19 protein-coding genes and 2 riboswitches are annotated in these 17248 nt (G+C 54.2%); of the genes, 16 read left to right on the top strand and 3 right to left on the bottom strand.

Annotation, left to right across the window (positions count from 1 at the left end):
• The first annotated feature begins 128 nt into the window (after window positions 1-128).
• From R2K28_RS18545 to moaE, 13 genes are all read left to right on the top strand, one after another.
• Window positions 129-695 carry a UPF0149 family protein gene (locus R2K28_RS18545; RefSeq protein WP_316366825.1) on the top strand — a complete coding sequence of 189 codons (567 nt, stop codon included), beginning with the start codon at window positions 129-131 and terminating at the stop codon, window positions 693-695.
• Window positions 682-1989, top strand: coding sequence for an aminopeptidase P N-terminal domain-containing protein (locus R2K28_RS18540; protein WP_442871453.1), 1308 nt, complete (start codon window positions 682-684; stop codon window positions 1987-1989). The genes R2K28_RS18545 and R2K28_RS18540 overlap by 14 nt, the downstream gene beginning before the upstream one ends.
• A 1-nt stretch (window position 1990) precedes the next feature.
• A complete protein-coding gene (gene ubiH / locus R2K28_RS18535; protein WP_316366821.1) occupies window positions 1991-3214 on the top strand; it encodes a 2-octaprenyl-6-methoxyphenyl hydroxylase in 1224 nt (407 codons plus the stop codon).
• On the top strand, window positions 3207-4412 hold the full coding sequence (locus tag R2K28_RS18530; RefSeq protein ID WP_316366818.1) for a UbiH/UbiF/VisC/COQ6 family ubiquinone biosynthesis hydroxylase: 1206 nt from the start codon (window positions 3207-3209) through the stop codon (window positions 4410-4412). Before ubiH ends, R2K28_RS18530 begins: the two co-directional genes overlap by 8 nt.
• Window positions 4413-4524: 112 nt before the next feature.
• Window positions 4525-4613, top strand: a riboswitch (glycine riboswitch).
• 33 nt (window positions 4614-4646) lie between these two features.
• Window positions 4647-4794: riboswitch (glycine riboswitch) on the top strand.
• 56 nt (window positions 4795-4850) lie between these two features.
• Complete coding sequence (gene gcvT / locus R2K28_RS18525; protein WP_316366817.1) at window positions 4851-5942, top strand: glycine cleavage system aminomethyltransferase GcvT; 1092 nt, start codon at window positions 4851-4853, stop codon at window positions 5940-5942.
• Between the two features lie 62 nt (window positions 5943-6004).
• Window positions 6005-6397, top strand: coding sequence for a glycine cleavage system protein GcvH (gene gcvH / locus R2K28_RS18520; protein ID WP_116446258.1), 393 nt, complete (start codon window positions 6005-6007; stop codon window positions 6395-6397).
• Window positions 6398-6480: 83 nt separating this feature from the next.
• Window positions 6481-7878, top strand: coding sequence for an aminomethyl-transferring glycine dehydrogenase subunit GcvPA (gene gcvPA / locus R2K28_RS18515; protein WP_316366815.1), 1398 nt, complete (start codon window positions 6481-6483; stop codon window positions 7876-7878).
• Window positions 7879-7888: 10 nt separating this feature from the next.
• Complete coding sequence (gcvPB, locus tag R2K28_RS18510; RefSeq protein ID WP_316366812.1) at window positions 7889-9337, top strand: aminomethyl-transferring glycine dehydrogenase subunit GcvPB; 1449 nt, start codon at window positions 7889-7891, stop codon at window positions 9335-9337.
• A 91-nt stretch (window positions 9338-9428) separates the two neighbouring features.
• A complete protein-coding gene (locus R2K28_RS18505; RefSeq protein ID WP_316366810.1) occupies window positions 9429-10364 on the top strand; it encodes a carbohydrate kinase family protein in 936 nt (311 codons plus the stop codon).
• A gap of 10 nt (window positions 10365-10374) precedes the next feature.
• A complete protein-coding gene (gene moaB, locus R2K28_RS18500; protein ID WP_316366808.1) occupies window positions 10375-10905 on the top strand; it encodes a molybdenum cofactor biosynthesis protein B in 531 nt (176 codons plus the stop codon).
• A gap of 1 nt (window position 10906) precedes the next feature.
• Window positions 10907-12145 carry a molybdopterin molybdotransferase MoeA gene (locus R2K28_RS18495; RefSeq protein ID WP_316366806.1) on the top strand — a complete coding sequence of 413 codons (1239 nt, stop codon included), beginning with the start codon at window positions 10907-10909 and terminating at the stop codon, window positions 12143-12145.
• A complete protein-coding gene (gene moaD, locus R2K28_RS18490) occupies window positions 12142-12393 on the top strand; it encodes a molybdopterin converting factor subunit 1 (protein ID WP_316366805.1) in 252 nt (83 codons plus the stop codon). The genes R2K28_RS18495 and moaD overlap by 4 nt, the downstream gene beginning before the upstream one ends.
• 3 nt (window positions 12394-12396) lie before the next feature.
• Window positions 12397-12861 (top strand): molybdopterin synthase catalytic subunit MoaE, encoded by a 465-nt coding sequence (moaE, locus tag R2K28_RS18485; RefSeq protein ID WP_316366803.1) that lies wholly within the window; start codon window positions 12397-12399, stop codon window positions 12859-12861.
• A 62-nt stretch (window positions 12862-12923) separates the two neighbouring features.
• Here moaE and R2K28_RS18480 read toward each other — a convergent pair whose 3' ends face one another.
• The gene (locus tag R2K28_RS18480) at window positions 12924-13298 is read right to left on the bottom strand and encodes a helix-turn-helix domain-containing protein (protein WP_316366801.1); all 375 of its coding nucleotides are present in this window, start codon (window positions 13296-13298) and stop codon (window positions 12924-12926) included.
• A gap of 239 nt (window positions 13299-13537) precedes the next feature.
• Between R2K28_RS18480 and lgt the strand changes: the two genes are divergently transcribed.
• Genes lgt through folA form a run of 3 tightly spaced genes read left to right on the top strand, consistent with a single transcriptional unit; the run spans window position 13538 to window position 15774 of the window.
• On the top strand, window positions 13538-14377 hold the full coding sequence (gene lgt, locus R2K28_RS18475) for a prolipoprotein diacylglyceryl transferase (protein WP_316366798.1): 840 nt from the start codon (window positions 13538-13540) through the stop codon (window positions 14375-14377).
• Between the two features lie 60 nt (window positions 14378-14437).
• Window positions 14438-15232 carry a thymidylate synthase gene (locus R2K28_RS18470; protein ID WP_316366796.1) on the top strand — a complete coding sequence of 265 codons (795 nt, stop codon included), beginning with the start codon at window positions 14438-14440 and terminating at the stop codon, window positions 15230-15232.
• A 44-nt stretch (window positions 15233-15276) separates the two neighbouring features.
• Window positions 15277-15774 carry a type 3 dihydrofolate reductase gene (gene folA, locus R2K28_RS18465; RefSeq protein WP_316366794.1) on the top strand — a complete coding sequence of 166 codons (498 nt, stop codon included), beginning with the start codon at window positions 15277-15279 and terminating at the stop codon, window positions 15772-15774.
• Here the strand turns inward: folA and R2K28_RS18460 are convergent.
• Both R2K28_RS18460 and R2K28_RS18455 read right to left on the bottom strand, forming a co-directional pair.
• Window positions 15764-16588 carry a symmetrical bis(5'-nucleosyl)-tetraphosphatase gene (locus tag R2K28_RS18460; RefSeq protein WP_316366792.1) on the bottom strand — a complete coding sequence of 275 codons (825 nt, stop codon included), beginning with the start codon at window positions 16586-16588 and terminating at the stop codon, window positions 15764-15766. The two genes, folA and R2K28_RS18460, sit on opposite strands and share 11 nt — an antisense overlap.
• A complete protein-coding gene (locus tag R2K28_RS18455; RefSeq protein WP_316366790.1) occupies window positions 16588-17211 on the bottom strand; it encodes a DUF2238 domain-containing protein in 624 nt (207 codons plus the stop codon). The genes R2K28_RS18460 and R2K28_RS18455 overlap by 1 nt, the downstream gene beginning before the upstream one ends.
• Between the last annotated feature and the right edge of the window lie 37 nt (window positions 17212-17248).

Genomic DNA, 17248 nt, shown 5'->3' with positions numbered 1-17248 from the left:
TTCATAGGGCCTGTTAACACCAATTTGATTGTCACTGCCAATACCCTGTTTTTGTCCTGCAATGCAGAAGAAGCGTCGTGTAGTGAGTCTACATAGGCAACTGACCTATATGATAGAGGAATTTGTAGATGATTGAGAATAGCCAGATGCCCGATTATTCCCGTGTTGATGGGGCGCTGAAGTCAATCGGACTCGATCTGGGCGCGAGTGAGATTCATGGCGTGATTTGTGGACTGGTGTGCGCCGGAACCAGTCAAAGCCATATCGATTGGATGGCTGGACTGTTCGAGGATTGGCCAGAAGAGGATCTATTGGCGCGCGAGGCCAGAGAACTGATCGGTGAACTGTACTATGTAACCCGTGACCAGATCGGGAATGACGACCTGACATTCATGCCCTATCTTCCTGACGATTCTCAACCTATCTCCACCAGGGCCAAGGCATTGAGCGAGTGGTGTGAAGGCTATCTGTATGGATTGGGCATGTCAGGTATCACCGATCAGCAATTCGAGGGTGATGCCAGGGAGGCATTGCAGGATATATCCCATTTCACTCAACTCGACTATGAGTTACTCGAGTCAGGTGATGCGACAGAGCAGGCCTATACAGAACTGCAGGAGTTCCTGAAAGTGGTGACCTTACTTATCTGGGGTGATCTGTCTGATGTCCGGGGACCTGGCCATGTTGAAGAGTGAATTCAAGCGGCGGCGACGTGAACTGATGCGCATGATGGGACCAGGTAGTATTGCCATACTGCCCACGGCACCACAGCTGATTCGTAATCGAGATGTGCACTACCCGTATCGCCCTGACAGTGATTTCTACTATTTGACCGGTTTCCCTGAGCCAGAGGCGGTACTGGTTCTGATTCCGGGAAGAAAACAGGCGGAATATATCCTTTTCAATAGGGAGCGGGACCCGGTTAAGGAGCAGTGGGATGGTGCCATAGCGGGACAGGAAGGCGCTTGCGATGAGTATGAAGCCGATGATTCCTTCCCGATTGGAGACCTGGACGATATCTTGCCACGCATGCTTGAGCAGTGTGAGCGCATCTTTTACATCATGGGCTGCAATGCAAAGTTCGATAAACGCCTCTCGGAGTGGATCAACACTATTCGCTGTGAAGCGCGCAGTGGTGTTCAGGGGCCTGTCGAGATTATTGCCCTTGATCACTATCTGCATGAAATGCGGCTGTATAAGAGCCGGTCGGAACTGAAGGTGATGCGACAGGCTGCAAGGATTTCCGCCAAGGCGCACAAGAAGGTGATGCAGCGCTGCAAGCCTGGGTTATGGGAGTACCAACTTGAAGCGGAGTTCGTGCGTGAGTGCACTGATCTGGGCGCCAAGTCCCAGGCCTATCCCCCGATCGTCGGTGCGGGTAAAAATGCCTGCACACTTCACTACATTGAGAATGGGGATAAGGTTGGTGAGCAGCAGATGTTGCTGATCGATGCCGGGTGTGAGGTAGACTACTATGCTTCGGATATCACTCGTACCTATCCGGTCAACGGTAGTTTCAGCGAACCCCAGCGACAGTTGTATGAATTGGTTTTAGCTGCACAGGAGGCGGCAATTGCCAAGGTCAAGCCGGGCAATCATTGGAATGATCCACATGATGCTGCGGTGCGTACCATTACCAGGGGCTTGATCAAGCTGGGAATACTCAAGGGGTCTCTGGCCAAGTTAATACGCGAAGAGAAGTATAAGGCCTATTTTCCCCATCGCACCGGGCATTGGATCGGTATGGACGTTCATGATGTGGGTGATTATAAGGTCGACGGTACATGGCGTTTATTGGAGCCGGGCATGGCTTTAACCATCGAACCCGGAATCTACATTCCCTCCGGTTCCAAGGGTGTGGCCAAGAAGTGGTGGAACATCGGCATCCGTATCGAAGATGATGTGGTTGTGACCAAGGATGGCTGTGATGTGTTAACCAAGGATATTGTAAAATCAGTGGCTGAGATTGAGGCCATTATGGCGGCATGATATGGCACAAGATTTTGATCTTCTGATCGTTGGCGGCGGCATGGTCGGCGCCAGTCTGGCGCATGCAGTGAGCGGCCAGGGATTGAGCATCGGCGTCATCGAAGCCTGGCCGCTTGAATCCTCTTCCCAACCCAGTTTCGATGACCGGGTGATTGCCCTCTCCTGGGGTAGCCGCGTCATCCTGGAGGCGATGGGTGTATGGCAATCCATCCAGGTCGCCGCAGAGCCGATACTAGGCATCCATATCTCCGATCGTGGCCACTTTGGTTTTACCCGACTCAACCATCATGATGAAGGGGTCGAGGCCTTGGGGTATGTGGTGACCGCACGCGCACTGGGTGAGGCTTTAATAGAGGACCTGGTTGATCGTCAAGCCGTAGAATTGATCTGTCCGGCCAGGCTGAAGAGTTTTGCCGTATCTGACCAAGAGATTGAGGTCTGTATCGATCAGGATAGTGGTGAGAAACGTCTCAATACACGCCTGCTGGTGGCTGCCGACGGTGGTGAATCCCAGGTCAGACAATTTCTGTCGATTGGGCTGAAAGAGAAGTCCTATGGCCAAACCGCCATCATTGCCAATCTGCGCGCTCAACAGGCACACCATGGTGTCGCCTATGAGCGATTCACCGATAGTGGACCCTTGGCATTGTTGCCAATGCTTGATGATCGCCTCTCCATGGTGTGGACGGCGCGGGATGACCAGGTTGCCGAACTGATGGTCTTGCAGGATGATGCCTTCCTGCTCAGACTGCAGGACCGTTTCGGTTATCGTCTTGGAGGTTTATATGAACTGGGTAAGAGGGTTGCTTACCCATTGCGTCTCCGCCAGGCGGCTGAACAGGTTCGTCCCCGGGTAGCCCTGATTGGAAATGCCGCGCATGCAATTCATCCGGTAACGGGGCAGGGGTTCAATCTCGGTCTGCGGGATGTTGCGGTACTGGCAGATCTGCTCTCCTCAGCTGCCCAACGGGGCGCTGATCCAGGTGATATTGGATTGTTGCAGGAGTATGCATTATGGCGCAAAAAAGATCACAACAGTGTTGCCATGATTACCGATAGCCTGGCACGTTTTTTCGCTAATCCATTCGGTCCGGTAAGACTGCTTCGTAACATGGGCATGGTGGGTCTTGATGTTGCTCCCAGTATGAAGCATCTTGTGGCACGCCAATTCATGGGATTGAATGGACGCTTGCCAAGACTGGCTCGGGGAGTATCTCTTGACTGACGAAATGTACGATCTGATTATCGTAGGTGGTGGCATGGTGGGGGCCGCATTGGCCTGTGCTGCCGCCGATGCCGGGATGCGTATCTGTATCCTCGAGGCGAGAGAGCCGCAACGTAGTTGGCCATTGGATGAAGTCGATCTGCGCGTCTCCGCCCTTACCCGCGCCTCTCAACGCATGTTGGAAAACCTGCAAGTATGGTCCAGGATGAGCGAGATGCGTATCAGTCCCTATACCCATATGGAGGTGTGGGATGCAGAGGGTAGCGGTCGAATCCATTTCAGCGCGGCTGAGATTGGCGAGCCCGACTTGGGCCATATCGTGGAAAACCGTGTCACCCAGCTGGCGCTATGGGAGCGGCTGGAGACCCTGCCCAATGTCAGATTGTGTTTCCCTGCAAGCGTAGCGGCGTTGCAACTGGAACCGCTGCCGGGTGTGGTTTTACAGGGTGGTGAGCAAATAACAGGGAAACTCATCGTTGCGGCGGACGGTCGAGATTCGCAAATGCGCGAGATGGCGGATATCGGTACCAAGGGTTGGGATTACGATCAACACGCCATTGTCGCAACGGTCAAACCCGCACGCCACCATCAACAGACGGCCAGGCAGCGCTTCATGCCGCGAGGGCCATTGGCGCTGCTTCCCATAGATGATGGCCGCTGTTCCATTGTCTGGTCCACTTCACCAAACCAGGCGAATGAGTTGATGGCACTCTCCGATGCGTTGTTCTGCGATCAACTTACCCTTGCCAGCGAGGCGATACTGGGTGAGATGGTGGAGGTAGGTCCGCGTGGCCTCTTCCCGCTACGACTTGGACATGCCCAAACCTATTGTCGTCCAGGTTTCGTCCTGGTGGGGGATGCGGCCCACGCCATGCATCCTTTGGCGGGGCAAGGGGTCAATCTCGGTTTCATGGACGCCATGACCCTGGCCGATGTGATAATTGAGGCCCATGCTGCGGGCAGAGCAATAGGTTCGATGGTCACCCTGAGACGCTATGAACGAGCGAGAAAGGGTCCGAATTTGGCCATGTTGGCGGCGATGGATGCGTTCAAGCGAATATTCAGCAATGATCTGATGCCGCTCAAACTGATGCGTAATCTGGGCCTTGATCTGGCCAACAGGTCCGGAATTGTCAAACATCAGCTGATTCGTCGGGCCATGGGGATGAGTGGTGAGCTGCCGCCCCTGGCCAGGTGACGCTCCTATCGCAGATTGTTACAGCCCCATCTCTGAGGGATGAAACGGGGTCGCCTGCAAGGTTTTTCGCAATTGGCAAGCGGTTTGCGGCAAGGTATAGTCGTCAACTCGATCCACCCCCGTGGGAGAGGCCGGCTCAAACCGGCGCCGAAGGCGCAATCCCGCCCGGAATCGCTCAGGCAAAAGGACCGTGGGGGAGAAAGTCACCTTGTGTAAGGCAATCAGCGAGGGATTTAGGTCGACTCTGGAGAGTGGTGTAACAGCACCCACCGAAGGGGCAGGCGCTTACTGACGTTGTTTGGAGAGACGGTGATGGTGTTACATCATGCCGAGCCCGACGAGTGCAGCGCCAAACTCTCAGGTTTTGGACAGAGGGGCGGCGCGGATGAATTAATCATCTGCGCCGCCCTTTTTTGCGTTTTGGACCGGGAGAAGATCATGAATAAACAGACCGTTCTTTACGATACTCACAAATCGATGGGCGCCAAACTGGTTCCCTTCGGCGGTTGGGATATGCCATTGCACTATGGTTCGCAACTGGAGGAGCATCATCAGGTGCGACGAGATGCGGGTATGTTCGATGTATCGCATATGACCGTTGTCGATATCAAGGGCGCTGGTGTTAAACCCTTTTTACGCTACCTGCTGGCCAACGATGTGGATAAGTTGAAGCATCAGGGTAAGGCCCTCTATACCTGTATGCTTAACGAATCGGCAGGGGTAGTGGATGATCTTATCGTCTATCATTTGCACCACAGTTGGTATCGCCTGGTTGTTAACGCCGGTACCACAGACAAGGATCTGGCTTGGCTGGAACAGAAATCGGGGGCCTATGAGGTAACCATCACCCCCCGTCGCGATCTCGCCATGATCGCAGTACAGGGACCCAATGCCCGCTCCAAGGCGCTGCCACTGATGTCGGAAGTGTTGCAACAGACTGCGGCTGACCTGAAACCGTTCAATGCGGTTGCCGATGCCGAATGGTTTCTGGCCCGAACCGGGTATACCGGTGAAGATGGCTTCGAGATCATGCTGCCGGCGGATCAGGCACCCTCTTTCTGGCAACAATTGCGTGAGGCCGGGGTTGAGCCATGTGGACTCGGTGCCAGGGATACACTGCGCCTGGAAGCGGGTATGAATCTGTATGGGTCCGATATGGACGAAGAGACCTCCCCCCTGGAGTCCGGGCTTGGCTGGACCATTGCCTGGGATCCGTCGGAACGGGATTTTGTCGGCCGTACAGTGCTGGAACAACAGCGTAATGATCCGCAAAAGCGGCGTTTCATCGGTTTGGTATTGACCGGACGTGGGGTGCTGCGTAACCATTTAAAGCTGTATGACGGTGAGAGGGAGATCGGTGAGATCACATCAGGTGGATATGCCCCCACATTGGAGCGGTCCATCGCATTTGCCCGGGTCCTGCCCGATATTGGTGAGACCTGTGAGGTTGAAATGCGCGGCAAACGTATCAAGGCACAATTTGTCAAACCGCCATTTGTGCGCAATGGCAAAGCCATCATCGACTTATAATCCGGAATGCAAACGACTTAACGGGATGACCCTGTAACCTATTCTCCACGAAGGTAAGAAATATGAGCACTACACCTACTGATAGACGCTATGCCAAGTCCCACGAATGGATTAAAGATGAGGGCGATGGCAGTTTCACCATCGGTATCACCGAGCATGCACAAGAGTTACTGGGTGACCTGGTTTTTGTCGACCTGCCTGAGGTGGGTGCCCAGGTCGAGGCTGGTAGCGACTGCGCTGTGGTAGAGTCAGTCAAGGCTGCTTCCGATGTCTATAGCCCGGCCTCGGGTGAAGTCATCGCCATCAATGAAACCCTCGATGGGGCACCTGAAACCATCAATGAGGATGCCTACGGTAGTGGCTGGATGTTCAAGGTCAAAGTGACAGACACAAGTGGCATGGATGAGCTGCTTGATGCGAGTGGCTATGATGCAATGATCGCCGAAGAGGGATGATCCCGGTTTTACCTTGATCCTCTCTGCTGCGAATCCTGGATTCGCTGGCGGACTGACATATTTTTTTAGCAGACGAGAGAGCTATGCCTTTCATCCCCCACACAGAAGAAGATATTCAAGAGATGCTTGCGACTATCGGGGTCGAGCATATCGATGCGCTGTTCGATGAGATACCCGAGGAGTTGCGTTGCGGAGAGTTGAATACGATACCGTCGGGCATATCGGAAATGGAGCTTTCCCGGCTGATGCAGGCGCGTGCCCGTGATGATGGTCAACCACTCTGTTTCATCGGGGCGGGCGCTTATGATCATCATATACCGGCTGCTGTCTGGGAACTGACCACCCGGGGCGAGTTCTATACCGCCTACACGCCCTATCAGGCAGAAGCGAGCCAGGGGACATTGCAACTGCTTTATGAATTTCAGTCGATGATGACCGCATTGACAGGAATGGATGTCTCCAATGCATCGCTCTATGATGGCGCTTCAGCCTTGGCTGAAGCGGCGTTGATGGCAGTCAGGGCAAATCGCAAATCCAAATCAAAACGCATCCTCGTTCCCCGCAACCTGCATCCCACTTACCGCAAGGTGATTTATACCATCGTGCGAAACCAGCAGATCGAGTTGGTTGAGGTGGGTTATGACAGCAGCAGTGGCGCGATCGATAGACAGGAACTGGAACGCCACAGTGGTGAAGATTTCGCCGCGTTGATTATTCCGCAGCCTAATTTTTTCGGTGTGCTGGAGTCAGTCGATGAGCTGACGGATTGGGCTCATGCAAACAATATGCTGACCATCGGGGTGGTTAACCCACTCACCATGGCGGTTCTGAAACCGGCTGGTGAGTGGGGTGAGCAGGGTGCGGATATCTGTTGTGGAGAAGGGCAGCCGTTGGGTGCGCCACTGGCTTCCGGCGGGCCCTATTTTGGATTTCTCTGCAGTACACAAAAACTGGTGCGCCAGATGCCGGGGCGCATCATAGGCAAGACTGTGGACATGGATGGAAAGCCTGGCTATGCGCTTACGCTGCAAGCGAGAGAGCAGCATATCCGACGTTCAAAGGCGACTTCCAACATTTGCACCAATCAAGGCTTGATGGTGACGGCGGCGACCATCCACATGACCCTGGTGGGTAGCGAAGGCCTGCAGCGGGTTGCTGCCGCAAGCCATGCCAACACCGAAAAGCTGACTCGGGTCCTGAACTCGCTACCGGGTGTGGAGAGTGTATTCGATGGCCCAGGTTTCCATGAACGTGTAGTGCGTTTGCCCATCGCCGCAAAGAAGGTGTTGCGTGCCTTGGCGGCGCACAATGTACTGGGTGGTTTCGATCTCAGTGATGATTATCCCGAATTGGGTGATGCGATCCTGGTATGTGCGACTGAATTAAGAACCGACAGTGATATAGAAAGCTATCGGAGCAAACTGGAGCGGGTGATCGCATCCCAGGTGGAGACACCCTGTCAGCTGAAACCCGATTGGTAAGGCTAAAGATATGATATACGAACGTTCACGAAAGGGGCGTCGGGCGGCAGCTCAGGCACCATTGGAAAAGGCTGATCTGTCAGCTATCCCGGCGGCGATGCTGCGAGATAAACAGGCATCCCTGCCGGAAGTATCCGAGATGCAGGCGGTGCGACATTTTACCCAGTTGTCGCAGAAGAACTTCTCCATCGACACCCATTTTTATCCTTTGGGTTCGTGCACCATGAAATACAATCCGCGGGCGTGCAATAGCTTGGCCAGCCTGCCCGGACTGGTTTCAAGACATCCATTGGCGCCTGAAACCCACAGCCAGGGTTTTATGGCATGTCTTTATGAGCTGCAGGAGATACTCAAGACTGTCACCGGTATGTATGCGGTCTCCCTGACCCCTGCCGCAGGGGCCCAAGGGGAGTTTGCCGGGGTCGCAATGATCCGTGCTTACCATGATGCCAGGAAGGATACAGACCGCAGTGAGATCCTGGTGCCGGATGCGGCCCATGGCACCAACCCCGCTTCGGCGGTCATGTGCGGCTATAAGACGCGAGAGATTCCAACCGGTGCCGATGGGGATATCGATGTGGAGGCCTTGAGGTCTGCACTGGGTCCGCAGACTGCCGGTATCATGTTGACCAATCCATCCACCGTGGGTGTCTTCGAACGGCGTATCAAGGAGATCGCCGGGTTGGTCCATGCCGCGGGGGGGCTACTCTATTATGATGGCGCCAACCTGAACGCCATTCTCGGCAAGGTCAGGCCTGGGGACATGGGATTCGATGTCATTCATATGAATCTGCACAAAACCTTTTCCACGCCCCACGGTGGTGGCGGACCAGGTGCTGGTCCGGTCGGGGTCAGTCAACGTCTCGAGCCCTATCTGCCGGTACCCATGGTTGATTTCGACGGCAGCGACTATAGCTGGCTGACAGAAAAGGAGCGACCCGAATCCATGGGACGTCTCTCCGCATTCGCCGGTAATGCCGGGGTGCTATTGCGCGCCTATATCTATGCCCGTCTCCTGGGCAAAGAAGGGATGCATCGGGTGGCAGAGTTTTCCACCCTGAATGCCAACTATCTGCTCAAGCGGTTGATGGAGGCCGGCTTTGATGCCGCTTATCCTGAACGTCGTGCCAGTCATGAATTTATCCTTACCTTGAAACAGCAAGCCAAGGAGTTGGGTGTCAACACCATGGATTTTGCCAAACGCATGCTCGACTATGGGGTGCATGCGCCGACCACCTACTTTCCCTTGTTGGTCCCAGAGTGTCTGTTGGTGGAGCCCACCGAGACAGAGGCCAAGGAGGAGTTGGATAACTTTGTTGAGATCATGAAGAGCATCAAGCAGGAGGCCGAAACCCAACCTGATATGGTTAAACAGGCGCCTCATACCATGCCAGTAAGGCGACTCGACGATGTGCGCGCTGCGCGAGAGCTCGATCTCGCCTGGAGAGGGGACGAGTAGTCCTACCTGTCATGCCATGATGTAAGCATGCACATTGCTTGGTTCCCACGCTGCATTTTTTTTATCCTACAAATTTCGACAAGAGGTAAACATGTCGGCCTTGATCTGTGGTTCATTCGCCTTCGATACCATCATGGTCTTTGATGATCATTTCAAGCACCATATTCTTCCGGAGCAGGTGCATATTCTGAATGTCTCCTTTCTGGTGCCTGATCTGCGCAGGGAGTTTGGGGGGTGCGCCGGTAATATTGCCTACAATCTGAAAATGCTCGGTGGTGAGGGAAGGCCGGTGGGTACCGTGGGTGAGGATTTTTCCCCCTATGCAAAATGGATGGACGAGTGTGGTATCAGTCGTGAACAGGTGTTGGAAGTATCCGGCAGTTATACGGCCCAGGCCTATATCACCACGGATAAGGATGATAATCAGATCACCGCCTTTCATCCCGGAGCTATGAACCAGGCCCACCAAATCGATGTCTCAAAGATCGATGGCTGTACCCTTGGTATGGTCTCCCCGGATGGCCGCCAGGGTATGATCGAGCATGCTGAGCAATTCGCCGAGATCGGGGTGCCATTTATATTTGACCCCGGTCAAGGCATGCCCATGTTCGATGGCGATAGCCTGATGAGGTTCGCTGAACAGGCAAGTTGGCTCGCCTTCAACGACTATGAAGCGAAGTTGATGCAGGAGCGTACCGGAAAGAGCTTGAAGCAACTGGCGCAGATGGTAGATGCGATCATCGTAACCCGCGGTGGTGAAGGTTCAGAGATTATCACCAGGGAGAGCGTCTACTCCATACCTGCAGCACCGGTGAAGGCGGTCGTGGACCCGACTGGCTGTGGCGATGCTTATCGTGCCGGAATGTTATATGGCCTGATGAATGATATGGACTGGGAGACAACGGGTCGAATCGCCGCATTGATGGGTGCGATCAAGATCGAACAGGCAGGTACCCAGAATCATATTGTAACGTCGGAGGAGTTTGGCCGCCGTTTTGAGAAGGCGTTTGATTATAAATTTACATAGAGAATAATTTATGTCCGGACATTTTAAAGAAAGCGACTTTGTACCCCTCAATCTGGCCATATTAACGGTATCGGACAGCCGTACCGAAGAGACGGATAAATCGGGTAAAACCCTCAGGGAAAGGGCCTTGGAGGCCGGTCATCAGGTAGTTGATAAACGCATCGTGCCGGACGATGTCTATCAGATGCGGGCGGTGGTCTCGGCCTGGATTGCCGACACCGATGTACATGTGATCGTCTCCACCGGAGGTACCGGCATTACCGGGCGCGACAGCACACCGGAAGCGCTGCAACCCCTGTTCGATAAGTCTATCGAGGGGTTTGGTGAACTCTATCGCGCAATCTCCCTGGAGGAGATCGGTAGCTCCTCGATTCAATCCCGTGCGATCGCCGGTCTGGCCAATGGCACACTGATCTTTTGCCTGCCCGGGTCTACCGGCGCCTGTCGCACCGGATGGGACAAGATCTTGCAATCCCAACTTGATATGCGCACCAGGCCCTGTAATTTCGCACAAATGTTTCCGCGCCTGTTGGAGGACTGAGATGGCTGATTGCGATAGTCATCAAGCGCAGCTGAAGCCGGTCGATGAGGCGCTGTCATTCCTGCTCGATCAGGTCAAACCCATCTCCGGGCTCGAAATCCTGGACTTAAACGAGGCGCTGGGCCGGGTGCTGGCCGCTCCGGTTAAAAGTCAGGTTGACGTACCACCCTGGGATAACAGCGCCATGGATGGGTTTGCCATCAACAGTCAAGATCTAGACAAACATGGGGACCGGTTGAGAGTCGCTCAACGCATCCCAGCCGGATCAGCCGGTACACCGCTTGAGCCTGGCACTGCCGCACGTATATTTACCGGCGCTCCAGTGCCGGAGGGTGCCGATGCGGTGGTCATACAGGAGGTCTGCAGGGTCGACGGCGAAGAGGTCGTGATCACAGAGAGGCCTGCAAGCGGCGCCAATATCCGAAGGGCGGGAGAAGATATCCTGCAAGGTGAGGAGATATTGTCGCCAGGGGTCAAACTTGATGCGCAACACCTCGGTCTGGCCGCTTCGGTGGGGGTGGCCGGGTTGTCGGTCTATCATCGGTTGAAAGTGGCGGTTTTTTCCAGTGGCGATGAATTGGTAATGCCTGGTGGGGAGTTGAAGGAGGGTCAGATATACAATTCCAACCAGTTCACCTTGGCTGGACTGTTGCAGCGGCTCGGATGTGAAGTGATTCAATTGGGCATAGTTGAAGACACATTTGAAGCCACCTGCGAAGCCCTCGCTCATGGTGCCGAAGCAGCCGACCTGGTACTTGCGTCGGGTGGGGTTTCCGTGGGGGAGGAGGATCATGTCAAACCTGCAGTGGAAAAACTGGGGTCACTGGCGTTATGGAAGATTGCCTCTCGTCCGGGAAAACCCCTGGCGTTCGGTTATATAGCAGAGACACCTTTCTTGGGCGCACCGGGGAATCCGGTCTCACTCTTTGTCACCTTTTCTCTCTTCGCCCGGCCATTCATACTGCGTATGCAAGGCATAACCGGGGAGGTGCTGCCGCAACCGATCAAGGTTATTGCTGGCTTCGAGAAGGCCGCCACCGATAAGCGTCAGGAGTATGCCCGCGGACGACTGGAGCTGAACGAGCAGGGGCAGGCGGTGGTGCGACTCTATCCCAATCCTTCATCCGGTGTATTAAGCTCTGTGGTATGGGCAAATGGACTTGCCGTATTGCCGCCGCTTACCGCCATCAAGCCCGGTGATCCTGTGGACTTCATACCCTTCAGCGAGATGATGACATGATCCAGGTCCTCTTTTTTGCCCGATTTCGCGAGGAACTTGGGGTCGCGTCCGAGCAGATCGATCTGGATGGCCTGACATGCGTTGACGACCTGCTTGCGGTACTGAGGGGGAGAGGGGGTGCATGGGCCCGACTCTTTGCCGCGGATCAGCGGGTGATGATGGCGGTCAACCAGGAGCTGGCTGATAGGAAAACAACGCTGAATACTGGTGACGAAGTTGCCTTTTTCCCGCCTGTCACCGGGGGTTGAAGGATGAACAACATAACTATCCAGGCTGACCCATTCGATCCGAATCATGAGGTGGACCTGTTGCGCGGGAATGATTCGTCCATTGGTGCTGTAGTGACATTCATCGGCCTGATGCGGGATATCAACGAGGGCGAAAGGGTGGAAAAACTGACCCTTGAACACTATCCCGGTATGACAGAGCACGCCCTGCAACAGATAGTCGATGAGGCTGGCAGCCGCTGGGAGATCCAACACTGCCGGGTGGTGCATCGGGTAGGTGTCTTGTTGCCGACCGATCCGATCGTATTGGTGGCGGTGGCGAGCCGTCACCGCAAACAGGCCTTTAAGGCCTGTGAATTCATCATCGATTATCTAAAGACCAGGGCGCCGTTCTGGAAGAAGGAGACAACCCCAGAGGGAGATCGCTGGGTGGATGCAAGAGAGAGTGATGATGAGGCAACCCTGCAGTGGCAAATGCCTGACTCGTGAGGGGGATCGCTTGAGGGGATTGATAACCGGGATGCGCGGGTGCATCCCGGTTTGAAGCTGAGCTACTTCTTGTTTGAATGGAGCAGAACCTGTTCGAAGATATTTCTCTTGATGCGGCTACGAATGGGTTCCGGCAGGTTGTGCCAGGCCTTGGCCACTTCAACCGCTTCGTCATCCATCACGGTGGTAGTGGATTCGCCGAACATCAACCAGGCTGGATTGACGTCTAGTACCTGGGCGATCTCATCTATCTTACGGGGACGAAGACTCTTACCGTTCTCGATTTTCTGTATCACGGCCTGATTGGTGCCGGCACGCAGGGCCAACTCTTCCTGGGTCCAACCCCTTTCCCGTCTTTTCCTGCGTAATCGAGAGCCTAGAGTATCCATTTCCCGCGGTATATATGTTTCAAATTTCTGTGCGTGTACGTAGCTCATGGTCCTTCCCGTTAAGATGCCGATGTGGGTTTGCATCACCTGTACGTGGTAGCGGCGCAGCGTTCAAAAACTTGACACCCCGTAGAAGTCCGTCATAACGCTTGCGAAATTAATTCCAGTACATGGGGAAAATGTGACCAATTTCACACTATCCTAACATGAAAATATGCCATGAAATTGTGGATTTACGATTTCTTGGCACATTGGCGAATAGAATTCCTGTGATACCATTCACCCCCATGATCACTTACCCTGTTATCGACTCCACCCTGCTAACCCTGGGGCCGGTGAGTATCCACTGGTACGGGATGATGTACGTGGTTGGCTTTCTGGGAGGCTGGTGGCTGGGACGCCGCCGGGTAGGGAAACCGGGTATGGTATGGGACGCCAAGCAGGTGGACGATATCGTCTTCTATATAGTGCTTGGGGTGGTTCTGGGCGGGCGTATAGGCTATATCCTGTTCTACAATTTCAACGAATTTTTGGCGAATCCCCTGGTACTGATAAAGGTATGGAACGGCGGGATGTCGTTTCATGGGGGGCTGTTGGGTGTATTGCTGGCAATGTGGTACTTTGCCCGCAAACATGGCCGAACGTTTTATGAGGCGACCGATTTCATTGCGCCGTTGGTCACCATTGGTTTGGGGGCAGGCCGTATCGGTAATTTCATCAATGCGGAACTCTGGGGTGGGGTGACCGATCTACCCTGGGGGATGCGTGTTCCCTGTAGTGTGGGGGAAGCGCTCTGTGCCCGGCTCGGATTGCCCATGGATGCGGAGTACTCGCTGCCTGTCCACCCCAGTCAACTGTATGAATCCTTCCTGGAAGGTTTGGTGCTGTTCCTGATCCTATGGACCTTCTCGGCCAGGCCAAGACCGAGGATGGCGGTTTCAGGACTGTTTTTGGTCTGTTATGGGATATTTCGATTCATGGTCGAATTCGTGCGCATGCCCGACCAGCATATCGGCTATCTTGCCTTTGACTGGTTGACCATGGGGCAGCTGCTGAGTTTGCCGATGATACTATTTGGTGCCTTGCTGCTCTTTCTGGCCTACAGGCCGAAGATCAGCCAGGGCTAGTTTTTTCCTGCAGGTAAATTAGATGAGACGAGTTTTACTAGGTCGTCGGGAAGTGACGACATGAAGCAGTATCACGATCTGATGCGGCATGTACGCGATCAAGGTGTGGATAAAGAGGACAGGACAGATACGGGTACCCGGAGTGTGTTTGGTTACCAGATGCGCTTCGATCTGGATGACGGATTTCCCCTTTTGACCACTAAGCGCCTCCATCTTCGTTCCATTGTTCACGAGCTGCTGTGGTTTCTGAAGGGTGACACCAATGTTCGTTATCTGCAGGAGAACGGGGTCTCTATCTGGGATGAATGGGCGGATGAGGATGGTGATCTGGGTCCGGTATATGGCTACCAGTGGCGTTCCTGGCCGGCGCCGGAGGGGGGGCATATCGATCAGATCAGTCAGTTGATTGAACATATCAGGACAAACCCCGACTCGAGACGCTTGATTGTCTCGGCCTGGAATCCGGCACAGGTGGAGCATATGGCCCTGCCGCCCTGTCACTGTCTGTTTCAGTTCTATGTGGCTGAGGGAAGGCTCTCCTGCCAGCTCTATCAACGCAGTGCCGATATCTTTCTCGGCGTGCCGTTCAATATCGCTTCCTATGCATTGCTGACCATGATGATCGCCCAGGTGACCGGGCTGGAGCCGGGTGAGTTTGTGCATACCTTCGGTGATGCCCATCTCTACAGCAATCATCTGGAGCAGGTCGATCTGCAACTCAGTCGTGCTCCGCGAAAATTACCGAGCATGAAGATAAACCCGGCAGTGAAGTCAATATTCGATTTCCACTTCGAGGATTTCGAGCTGGTCGACTATGATCCTCATCCCCATATCAAAGCACCAGTGGCCGTATAGTGTGCATGCTTGTGAGTAGTTCATGTGGGGCAGGAAGTGGCTGAATGAAACCGTTGATCTCTCTTATTGCAGCGGTAGCAAAAAACGGTGTTATCGGGATAGACAACGGCCTGCCATGGCGTCTGCCTGCCGACCTGCAGCACTTTAAGTCCCTGACCATGGGTAAACCGATCATCATGGGACGCCGTACCTGGGAGTCTCTTCCCGGTCTCCTTCCCGGACGTCGCCATATCGTGGTAACCCATGATCGTGACTATCGCGCAGAAGGATGTGATCTTGTGCATTCGGTGGATGAAGCCCTGCAGGTTGCCGGCGATGTGCCCGAAGTGATGATTGTCGGCGGTGGAGGTCTCTATCGGCAGATGCTCTCCCGTGCTGACCGCCTCTATTTAACCAGGGTGGAGGTTGCAGTGGACGGGGACGCCTTTTTTCCTGAGATCGACTGGGATGATTGGCAAGAGGTCAGTCGTGTGTCTCATTCCAGTGATAACAATAATCAGTTTCCCTACACCTTTATTGTATTGAACCGCGTCAACCCTTGAGCGGGCAGGAGACCTGGTGGGGTTCGGGAGGCTTTTTTTTGCGTAGACGCAGTGCGGTGAGTTTGCCACCCCAATAACAGCCGCTATCCAGGCAGCAGACGTTAGCGGTCTGACGGTAACCCAAGGTCGACCAGTGTCCGAATAGGATACGTTCCTTTTTAGTCGGACGTCCGGGTATATCGAACCAGGGAATCACCCCATTTCTCTGCTCTTCCGGCGCACCATTATCGTTTAGCGAGATACGACCATCACGGGTGCAGTAGCGCAGGCGGGTGAAACAGTTGGTGATGAAACGGAGTCGCTCCATGCCGTTGAGATCGTCGGACCAGAGATCCGGTTTGTCGCCATACATGACCTGGCAGAATTTGGAGAATTTGGCGCCGCGTAAGACTGTTTCCAGTTCCCTGGCGCATGCCATGGCGGTTGCCATGTCCCATTGTGGAGCCAAGCCGGCGTGGACCATGCTGTACCCCTTCTTTGGGTGATGTACCATCATGGGTCTATGACGCAGCCATTCGATCAGCTCCAGTTTGTCGGGGGCATCGAGAATCTCTTTCAGGGTGCCATATTTATTGAGGCTGCGATTGCCTTGGGAGAGGGCGAGCAGATGCAGGTCATGATTGCCTAAAACGGTAACAGCCCGATCACCGAGGGATTTGATGAAGCGAAGTACCTGGAGTGATTTGGGGCCTCGATTGACCAGGTCTCCGGCGAACCAGAGCTTGTCTTTGGATGGATCGAAGCGGATCTTCTCCAGCAGTCGCTGTAGTTCGTCATAACAACCCTGAATGTCTCCGATGGCATAGATCGACATCAGATCACTCCAAGTTGAAACAGTTGCTTGTCGTGGATTCTCACCAGCAACAGCTGGGCACATATAGCCCCGATAAGTGCAAGAAACATGTCTGTCTGGGTATCCCAGGGATCGCCCTGGGTACCCAGAAAGGCCTCCGCGGCCTGTTCGCTCATCAGCGCAACCCACCACTCGATCAGTTCGTAGAAGGCGCTGAAAGCGAGACAGAAGCAGAGACAGAGAAAAAACAGCCAGCGACCCGGTTTCAGTGGCGAACGTCGCAATAAAATCTCCCGGGCCAGCATGGCCGGTACGAACCCCTGAAAAAAGTGCCCTATCCGGTCATAGTGGTTACGTGATAGTTCATAGGTGTCTCTGAGCCAGTTGAATAGGGGTACCTCGGCATAGGTGTAGTATCCACCGATGATCAGTATCACGGCATGCAGCGCAAGCAGGCGGTAGACCAGGATGGTCAATGGAAAGCCCGGTCGGGTGTAGTAGAGGAGTGGCAGTCCGATCATGACCGGTAAGGTTTCCAGGAACCAGGTATAACGGTCAGCCACCGGATCGAGGCCGCTGAGAACAAGCAGTAAGCCGACCCCGCCGGCTAACCAAAGCAGTTCACTTTGAGTTCGCAGCTCCATCTTTATCCATACATTATGGTTTGGTTTCGGGTTGACC

This window comes from Candidatus Thiodiazotropha sp. CDECU1 (assembly GCF_963455295.1).
In the GTDB taxonomy this organism is placed as follows: Bacteria; Pseudomonadota; Gammaproteobacteria; order Chromatiales; family Chromatiaceae; genus Thiodiazotropha.
The sequence above is the reverse complement of the archived record's forward strand: the minus strand, read 5'-3'. Positions and strand labels throughout refer to the sequence as shown.

Coding starts and splice junctions, on each gene's coding strand:
- moaE (WP_316366803.1), top strand. CDS start 12,397: ATGAACAACATAACTATCCAGGCTGACCCATTCGATCCGAATCATGAG.
- folA (WP_316366794.1), top strand. CDS start 15,277: ATGAAACCGTTGATCTCTCTTATTGCAGCGGTAGCAAAAAACGGTGTT.
- R2K28_RS18540 (WP_442871453.1), top strand. CDS start 682: ATGTTGAAGAGTGAATTCAAGCGGCGGCGACGTGAACTGATGCGCATG.
- gcvH (WP_116446258.1), top strand. CDS start 6,005: ATGAGCACTACACCTACTGATAGACGCTATGCCAAGTCCCACGAATGG.
- lgt (WP_316366798.1), top strand. CDS start 13,538: ATGATCACTTACCCTGTTATCGACTCCACCCTGCTAACCCTGGGGCCG.
- R2K28_RS18460 (WP_316366792.1), bottom strand. CDS start 16,588: ATGTCGATCTATGCCATCGGAGACATTCAGGGTTGTTATGACGAACTA.
- moaB (WP_316366808.1), top strand. CDS start 10,375: ATGTCCGGACATTTTAAAGAAAGCGACTTTGTACCCCTCAATCTGGCC.
- R2K28_RS18545 (WP_316366825.1), top strand. CDS start 129: ATGATTGAGAATAGCCAGATGCCCGATTATTCCCGTGTTGATGGGGCG.
- gcvPB (WP_316366812.1), top strand. CDS start 7,889: ATGATATACGAACGTTCACGAAAGGGGCGTCGGGCGGCAGCTCAGGCA.
- R2K28_RS18495 (WP_316366806.1), top strand. CDS start 10,907: ATGGCTGATTGCGATAGTCATCAAGCGCAGCTGAAGCCGGTCGATGAG.
- R2K28_RS18505 (WP_316366810.1), top strand. CDS start 9,429: ATGTCGGCCTTGATCTGTGGTTCATTCGCCTTCGATACCATCATGGTC.
- R2K28_RS18470 (WP_316366796.1), top strand. CDS start 14,438: ATGAAGCAGTATCACGATCTGATGCGGCATGTACGCGATCAAGGTGTG.
- gcvT (WP_316366817.1), top strand. CDS start 4,851: ATGAATAAACAGACCGTTCTTTACGATACTCACAAATCGATGGGCGCC.
- ubiH (WP_316366821.1), top strand. CDS start 1,991: ATGGCACAAGATTTTGATCTTCTGATCGTTGGCGGCGGCATGGTCGGC.
- gcvPA (WP_316366815.1), top strand. CDS start 6,481: ATGCCTTTCATCCCCCACACAGAAGAAGATATTCAAGAGATGCTTGCG.
- moaD (WP_316366805.1), top strand. CDS start 12,142: ATGATCCAGGTCCTCTTTTTTGCCCGATTTCGCGAGGAACTTGGGGTC.
- R2K28_RS18480 (WP_316366801.1), bottom strand. CDS start 13,298: ATGAGCTACGTACACGCACAGAAATTTGAAACATATATACCGCGGGAA.
- R2K28_RS18455 (WP_316366790.1), bottom strand. CDS start 17,211: ATGGAGCTGCGAACTCAAAGTGAACTGCTTTGGTTAGCCGGCGGGGTC.